This is a genomic window from Novosphingobium sp., assembly GCF_027489515.1.
Taxonomy (GTDB): Bacteria; Pseudomonadota; Alphaproteobacteria; order Sphingomonadales; family Sphingomonadaceae; genus Novosphingobium.
Map to the genome: position 1 here is coordinate 1 of NZ_JAIXZS010000105.1, position 6,729 is coordinate 6,729.

The window sequence follows — 6,729 nt, forward strand, 5'->3', positions numbered from 1 at the left end:
GAAATCGCGCTCTTCTATTTTGCCGGTCATGGCTACATTGAAGATACTGGCGGTTTTCTGTGTGGCACGGAATGCAAGTCTGGCGACGATGGTCTCTCGCTCTCCGAGTTGATGACTCTCGCAGGGAAGTCTCCCGCAAAGAACAAGATCGTCATTCTCGATAGTTGCCACAGTGGCGTTGCAGGCACGCGGCCGGAGCAGATGATTGCCGAAGTGAAGGAAGGCATGACCATTCTGACGGCTTCAACCGCAGAGCAATATGCGATGGAAGTTCCCGGAGGTGGGGCCGGTGTCTTCACGAGCCTATTCGTCGATGCACTCGGCGGTGCGGCTGCAAATCTACTTGGCGACGTAACGCCCGGCAGCGTCTATGCGCATATCGATCAATCTCTTGGCCCTTGGGCACAACGCCCTATGTTCAAGACCAATGTGAAGACCTTCGTGTCATTGCGTAAGGCTGCAGCACCGATCCCGCTTGCGGATTTGCAAGTGCTGGCGACATATTTCCCCCGCCCGGACTATGATTTTCCCCTAGATCCCAGCTACGAGCCGGAACGCACGGAGGAACAGAAGGCTGACCCAAATCTACCGCCACCAGACCCCCAAAAGAACGCGGTCTTTGCGGTGTTACAGCGCTATGTGAAGGTAAATTTGGTTCGTCCGGTCGGGGAAGCCCACATGTGGCACGCAGCGATGAACAGCAAGTCCTGCGAGTTGACGGTTCTCGGACAGCATTATCGGCAGCTTGTCGCTGACGGGCTCATCTAACCGATGGGCGATCCGATCGACGTCGATGCCGTCTTGTACGGTCTCATGGACGAACTGGCTGCGATCGAGCATGAGCGCTGGTCACATTGGCAGCGATACATGCATTCAAAGGGCGTCAGGCAAGCAGACGGCTCGCTCGTCTTGCCTGCCGAACTGGTGGAACGATGGGATCGGCAAGCGGCGACGGACTACCATGATCTCAGCGCCAAAGAGAAGCAAAGCGACCGCGATCAAGTTAGTCGCTACCTGCCCCTAATAGCCACCGCTCTCAATGCTCGTTCTTGATGTTAGGTCGTTACTTTGCTGCCGCAACGCCGCCGCGCCGGAAACTGCGCGACCTTATATTGCGTGAAAGTCCTATAATCCAATTTCGAGGGGCCGTTTAGGACGATCAACGAATGCGGAGCAGCTTGCGATAGTCGCCATTCATCATGGCGATGCCGTCGCGGACCAGGCGCACGACGAATGACCGCGAGGCCGACATTTTCCAGTCGCTCGCGGAAAGACGGGCAGCGTCATCGCGTCCCAGCGCTGTCGCGATTTCGCGGTAGGTTGCGCCGTTCTGACGGAGGTCTATCGCGCGGAGCATCAGGTCGAGCCGTGCGAGCCGATAGGCCGTCAGCGGCCAGCCGCGCGGCAGCGGCCCGGCTGTCCGGCCGAGCAGACGCCGGTGAAAGCGCAGCAGGCTCGCGATCCGGGTGATGAAGTCCTTGTCGAGCGGAATGATCGCGGCGAGCGGCTTGCCCGGTGCAGGATCGCGCAGCCACAGCCGATGCTCGCCGGCCGCGTCGGCGACGACGACATGGCGGCCGTCGATCCCGGCCAGGTCGGCGAGCAGCGCGCCCAGCGCGCGCGGAGGGACCGGGGCGGCGGTCTCAAATCCCTCCGGCGCGGCGTCGAGAATGACCGTGACGGCGGTCAGCTCCGGGCGCCAGATGACCGACTCTAAAAGCTCATCCGGCGCCGTGGCGAAAGGACAACCCCCAGCGCCGCGCGAACGCCGTCTCGGCGGCGTTCTTCGCGACGGCGCCGCTCGCGATGCGCTGCTGCATCTGCGTGTGTTCGGCGCGATAGGTGCGGTTTCGGCGTAGGAACTCAGCTGCTAAATCGGCGCGCCCGAGGGCGTCGGACAGTCCGCCGGCGCGCCGCTGGCGACGCCCAGGTGGCGTCGGCATTGCATCCTCCCCGCCGCGCTCTGCGCGGATTTCGGAGAACGCAACATCGTCGCCGCCTTACCTACAGGATAGAGCGAAGATCGCGCACAACCATGTCGCGCGGGCGGGACCATAACAACCGAACTCGATCCAAATTGGAGTTCAATTTTAACGGTTTAGCGGGGGCTGACAGCCGAGCAGATGAGCATATCCCACCTCTGTTATCCACCGCGCGCGAGCTAGATGAGTGTCATGCATCGTCTTCGCACGATCCGGCTCCACGGCGGCGTCGATGCCGAAAATCAGTCCCGCTGCCTCGCGCCAATCGGTTCCATCTGCGTTAGCATCTAACAAGCGCAGATAGTCCGCCAAATGACCCTCGTCATAGCTGGTGAGCTGCTGCGAATCAGGCGCGCATTCATCGAATCCCATCTTGACCATGATGCCCCCGACTTCCCGCCCGCGTTAACCAATAAGCCAATGTCGGAGCATTTTCGATGCGCTCGTTCTGCATGACTGCGCGCGGAATCTGCAATGCCTCGACAATTCACAGGGCTGCTGATTTGCGGTGCGCCCCCGCAAACAGCTCCTGAACCCGTGATCGGGGAGTTGGAAAACCGGATTAACTCGGTTCCTACGACCTTTAGCACCGAGGCACCTGGACATACGTCGCAGGCTCCCCGACCGCATGGTCAAGGATCGCGACGCCGTCACGGCCGGCGCCGAACCGGTTAATCCGGGGTTTCCACACCCCAGGCCGCCGCGTAGCGGCCCGAGGACTTCATAGAACAGCACTGCCGAAATGACTACCCAAAGCGAGCCGGGCGGCAGCCCGGCGAGCGAACCTTTGCGGCCGCGCGGACCTTGGGGACGCGCGGCCGCCGCCGATCCGCCGCAGCGGATCGGCGCGGAAATGGCGAAGCCGCAGGGCCGAGCTCGGCCCTGCGGCGGCGATAGTTAGGCTTTGAGGCGCTGCATCCCTTCGGCCAGTGTCCAAAGCGCGCGATTGAGCGTCACGTTCTGGTCGATGCCGTTGATGGCGCGGGTCTGGCTGCGGCGGATACGGCCCTCGGCATTGCGCTTGCGGCCCTGTAATCCGCCCCGAACGACATTCTCCTGAATGACGTTGAACGTGGTCCACAGGCTGTCACCCATGTCCTCGCGGCGGCGCGGCTCGATGATCTGCTCGGGCCGCAACGGGCTTTCGTCCTCTCCGTAGCGCGCGACCAGGCTGACCTCGCCGAGTAAGCGGCGCTCTTCCTCGGAAAGCCGAACCTCCTTCATGGTCTCGCTGGCGTCGATCAGCCGGGGGAAGTCCTCCGCCACGGTGTAAACACCCTCGATTATATCGTGCTGGATGTTGCCCTTGTGCGGCACGCGGACCTCCTCGAACCGCTCGCCCGCGATCATGCTATTGGTGCAGACGAACCGCAGCATCCCGGCGAACATCTGATAGGCGCTGGTCCCGTCATGGCTGTTGACGATGATGACTTCGGCCGCCTCGGGCTTGCCGATACCGTCGTCCCGGCGCAGGCGCAGCATGTGCTTGGCGTGGCCGTGGCGGCTGCCGTCGCGCGGAACCGACTGAACCGCGAAGAAAGGGAACCATCCTTCCCGGCGCAGCCCCTCCACGATGTCGATGGTCGGAACATAGACATAGCGCTCCGAACGGCTGTCGTGCGCCTCGCGGGCGAAGATGGACGGCACGTGCCGATACAGCGCCTCGTTGTCGAGCGCCTCACGGCCGCTGATCTGATGGGCGTTGCGGCCGAACCGGGTGGCAAGCTGATGACACATGGCTGAACTCCTTGGGCTTGGGTTTCCGCGCAGCGGAACGCCGCGCTGAAACCCTGCCCGTCGGCGAGACCGGGGGTGCAACCGGAGTGGGCGGCTTCGCGGGGAACCGGCTGCACGGAACGCGCTCGCGCGTGAAGGAAGCTGGGCGGAAGCCGCTCCGAAGGGCGCTGGGGGCGGCGCCCCAAGCACCTCACAACATGCCGGGCCGATGGCCCGTCCATATTATGAACTGGCGAACCAACACACGAAGGCGCCCCGCTCAGAGGGAGCGGGGCGCCGTGTCGAGGTCAGCGCGACCAGATGAGAGCGTATTCGCCGGGGGTCTCGGTTTCGACCAGAGTGGCGTAGATCGGAGCCGCGAAGGTCGGATCGTCCAGCTTGACCGAGATGTAGTCGCGGTTCTCGCGGCTGGTCTTCTTCCATCCCGCGCCGCACTCGACCGTGCCGACCACGAGACGAAAATCGGGGGCCTTATCGCTCTCCTTCTCGATCGGACGGAGGGTGGCCTTTGCGTTGAGGGTGAGCGTCTTGATGGTTCCGCTGAAGGAGCCGTTGCCCGCCTGGGTGAAGGTGCCGATGGTGGCCATGTCGAAGTTCCTTTTGCTTCGGGCCACGACCGCCGCGGCCTCGATGGCGATCGGTGAAGCGGGGATGATCGGACGCGCACCGCTTGCGGCCGAAGCACAGCGGAGGATGGCGACGCGCGGCTTTTTTGTTTCGCGATGCAAAGCCGAAGGCGGCGGAAAAAAGCCGCGCGGCGCCGTTGCGCCAGGCCGATCAAGGCGAAGCCGGCCCCGGTTAGATCAAGCCAATCGAGAGGCCGCGCGGTTGTCGCCGAGCCGGAAATTCTACGCCGTGGCTATGATGGGCATCGTCAGTCGGAGGGCATTCGCTTCTTTGCTGGACCGCGCCAGGCTCACCTCGCAAGTAATCCTTCGCAAAGACTACAGGAGAGCGAACGCCGCTGACGCTCCCTATGTGTTCGCCGAGATCCCGCGCGAGGCTGGCATAGACCGTCGCTCATCGCCCGCATCATAGTCGCCGAGCGGTCCCGCCGCGTGGGTCTGCAACTTTACTCGACGAACCCACCTCCAGAAATGCAACGGTCGATCCGCTATCAGCACGCCGCCCCGCGTCCTCGGAGCGGGGCGCCTGTGCAATGGGAAAGCGGCCGCGCCCCAACGGGCGCGGCCGCGATTTTTCGCCGGTCACAAAAAGAAGCCGGGACCGCTCGCGCGGTCCCGGCCCCGTGCCGCTATTCGGCGGCGACAGCAAAGGATGCTTCGCTGTCCTCCACTTCGGGCGGCTGCTCCACGCTATCCGCGTCCTCCGGCTCCGCAGGCGCGGGGTCCGCTCCCTCCGGTTCGGGCGTCCGCAGCACGGCAGGAAGCCAGCCGGTCCCGGAAAGAAGCTGCTCGGCGGCTTGCGCCATGTCCGGCTTCTTCATGTCCGCGATGCGGCGAGCGGCGTCCTCGGACACGCCTTCGGTCACAGCGTCCACGATATGCGCCTTGGTGACGCGGCCAAGGTAGCTGTCCACGGTCGGCGTCCAGTCCTTCGCCACGTCCAGCGCCAGCGCGTCCGCCAGCCTGTCCGCCGTTTGCAGCGACCGGGGCTTGCGGTCCCACGGCAACCGCAGAGCGTTGACGGTGCGAGCCGCGCAATGCGCCAGCAACGCAATCCGCTTCGCCTCGTCCAGCCCGACGATGAAGCCCCACAGGTCCGCCACGTCGCGCGGCATCCGCTCGGCCCATGCCTCGTGCTGCTCGCTCGCCCGTGCCGCCAATGGCGTGTCCTCGATCCCGTCCGCATGGCTCCCCAAGGGGGTCACGGTCGGACGAACCTCAAGGCAACCGGCCTCCGCATAGCTGTAGAAAAGTTGCGCGGTCAGCGTGTGGGTCAGCGCGATCAGGGCCATATCGGGCTGCTCGGCCAGCGCCACGCGAAGCGCCAGCGTCCGATAGGCGGACAGGTCACGGGTGAGGCTGTCGGAAATCGGCTTGCCCGGGTCTTCGTCCTCGTCGGCATCCTGCACGTCCTCGTCGCCGTCCTCCGGCTGCTCGTCGTCGCCCATCTGCGGCTCGGTCGCATCGCCTTCTTCCGGCTCCGGCTGGGGGTCCGCCAACGCCTCGTCCTCGGCCCGCACGAAACCGCGCTCGACCCTGACCGTGCCGTCATGTTGAAGTACGACGAACGCACCGCCATTGGCGATCACATTGGGGTCGTAGGCGGAACGCTTGGCGGACAGGGCGTCCATTTCGGCGTCCAGCGCACGGGCTTTCGCCGCCAAATCCTCGGGCATTTCATCCAGCGAGTCATAGCCGTCGACGATCTGGTCGTACTCGGCCCATGCCTCATCGACCCGCGCCTCCTCCTCGTCGGACAGGGCGACGGTCTGCGGATAGAAGCGCCGCATCCCGTGGGCGTGGGGATAGTCGATATGCGCCTCGGCCCATTTCCAGCCCTCGGCCTGAACGCGCTCGGCAACTTCGCGCAATTTCTCGACGGCGAGCGTATCGAGCAAACCCGCATCCTCGAAGAACCCGCCACGATCCTCGCTGAACAGGTCGCGGATGATGTTGCCGCCCGCTTCCGCGTAAGCTTCGGCTCCGACGAATATCGCGCGCCGGTCCTCTGCCACGACATTGCTTGCGGTCATGTCGCGCCGGATGATCCACGGTTCGCGGTTGTGATGCAGGTTGGCGAAAACCTGCTCCTGCCGGTCATGGTCCTCGGTGATAGCGAAGGCCATAAGCTGATCCAGCGTAAGACCGTCCTCCCGATAGACCTGCAACAGCTTGGGCGAGACAGCGCCAAGGCGAAGCCGCTGCTTCACCACGCCAGCCGACACGCCAAACCGCGCGCCGATTTCTTCCACGCCATAGCCCTTGCTTTCGGACAGTTCGCGGAACCGCTCGAACTGGTCGGCGGGGTGCATAGGGGTCCGGGTCACGTTCTCGTCCAGACTGATTTCGGACGGATCGTTGGCGGTATCGAGCCAGCAGCGCAC

Annotated in this window: 9 protein-coding genes; 3 read left to right on the forward strand and 6 right to left on the reverse strand. The window is 64.1% G+C overall.

Annotation, left to right across the window (positions count from 1 at the left end; all coding sequences use genetic code 11):
• Positions 1–768, forward strand: a 768-nt coding sequence (locus tag Q0082_RS18510) for a caspase family protein (protein WP_298195087.1), incomplete at its 5' end; no start/stop codon positions are given.
• A gap of 3 nt (positions 769–771) precedes the next feature.
• The gene (locus Q0082_RS18515) at positions 772–1,053 is read left to right on the forward strand and encodes a hypothetical protein (protein WP_021691178.1); all 282 of its coding nucleotides are present in this window, start codon (positions 772–774) and stop codon (positions 1,051–1,053) included.
• Between the two features lie 106 nt (positions 1,054–1,159).
• Here the strand turns inward: Q0082_RS18515 and Q0082_RS18520 are convergent, their stop codons facing one another.
• Positions 1,160–1,537 (reverse strand): DUF2285 domain-containing protein, encoded by a 378-nt coding sequence (locus tag Q0082_RS18520; protein WP_336944368.1) that lies wholly within the window; start codon positions 1,535–1,537, stop codon positions 1,160–1,162.
• Here Q0082_RS18520 and Q0082_RS18525 point away from each other — a divergent pair.
• Positions 1,439–1,717: a hypothetical protein gene (locus Q0082_RS18525; protein ID WP_021691176.1), complete on the forward strand. Its 279-nt coding sequence runs from the start codon at positions 1,439–1,441 to the stop codon at positions 1,715–1,717. The genes Q0082_RS18520 and Q0082_RS18525 overlap by 99 nt on opposite strands.
• Positions 1,718–1,721: 4 nt before the next feature.
• Here Q0082_RS18525 and Q0082_RS18530 read toward each other — a convergent pair whose 3' ends face one another.
• From Q0082_RS18530 to Q0082_RS18550, 5 genes are all read right to left on the reverse strand, one after another.
• Complete coding sequence (locus Q0082_RS18530) at positions 1,722–1,943, reverse strand: DUF6499 domain-containing protein (RefSeq protein WP_021691175.1); 222 nt, start codon at positions 1,941–1,943, stop codon at positions 1,722–1,724.
• A gap of 147 nt (positions 1,944–2,090) precedes the next feature.
• On the reverse strand, positions 2,091–2,363 hold the full coding sequence (locus Q0082_RS18535; RefSeq protein ID WP_021691174.1) for a DUF2285 domain-containing protein: 273 nt from the start codon (positions 2,361–2,363) through the stop codon (positions 2,091–2,093).
• Positions 2,364–2,879: 516 nt separating this feature from the next.
• Positions 2,880–3,719 carry a DUF932 domain-containing protein gene (locus tag Q0082_RS18540; RefSeq protein ID WP_021691173.1) on the reverse strand — a complete coding sequence of 280 codons (840 nt, stop codon included), beginning with the start codon at positions 3,717–3,719 and terminating at the stop codon, positions 2,880–2,882.
• 287 nt (positions 3,720–4,006) lie between these two features.
• On the reverse strand, positions 4,007–4,306 hold the full coding sequence (locus Q0082_RS18545; RefSeq protein WP_021691172.1) for a DUF736 domain-containing protein: 300 nt from the start codon (positions 4,304–4,306) through the stop codon (positions 4,007–4,009).
• A gap of 668 nt (positions 4,307–4,974) precedes the next feature.
• On the reverse strand, positions 4,975–6,729 hold a 1,755-nt coding region (locus Q0082_RS18550; protein ID WP_298195088.1), incomplete at its 5' end, for a chromosome partitioning protein ParB.

Coding starts and splice junctions, on each gene's coding strand:
- Q0082_RS18530 (WP_021691175.1), bottom strand. CDS start 1,943: ATGCCGACGCCACCTGGGCGTCGCCAGCGGCGCGCCGGCGGACTGTCC.
- Q0082_RS18535 (WP_021691174.1), bottom strand. CDS start 2,363: ATGGTCAAGATGGGATTCGATGAATGCGCGCCTGATTCGCAGCAGCTC.
- Q0082_RS18545 (WP_021691172.1), bottom strand. CDS start 4,306: ATGGCCACCATCGGCACCTTCACCCAGGCGGGCAACGGCTCCTTCAGC.
- Q0082_RS18515 (WP_021691178.1), top strand. CDS start 772: ATGGGCGATCCGATCGACGTCGATGCCGTCTTGTACGGTCTCATGGAC.
- Q0082_RS18540 (WP_021691173.1), bottom strand. CDS start 3,719: ATGTGTCATCAGCTTGCCACCCGGTTCGGCCGCAACGCCCATCAGATC.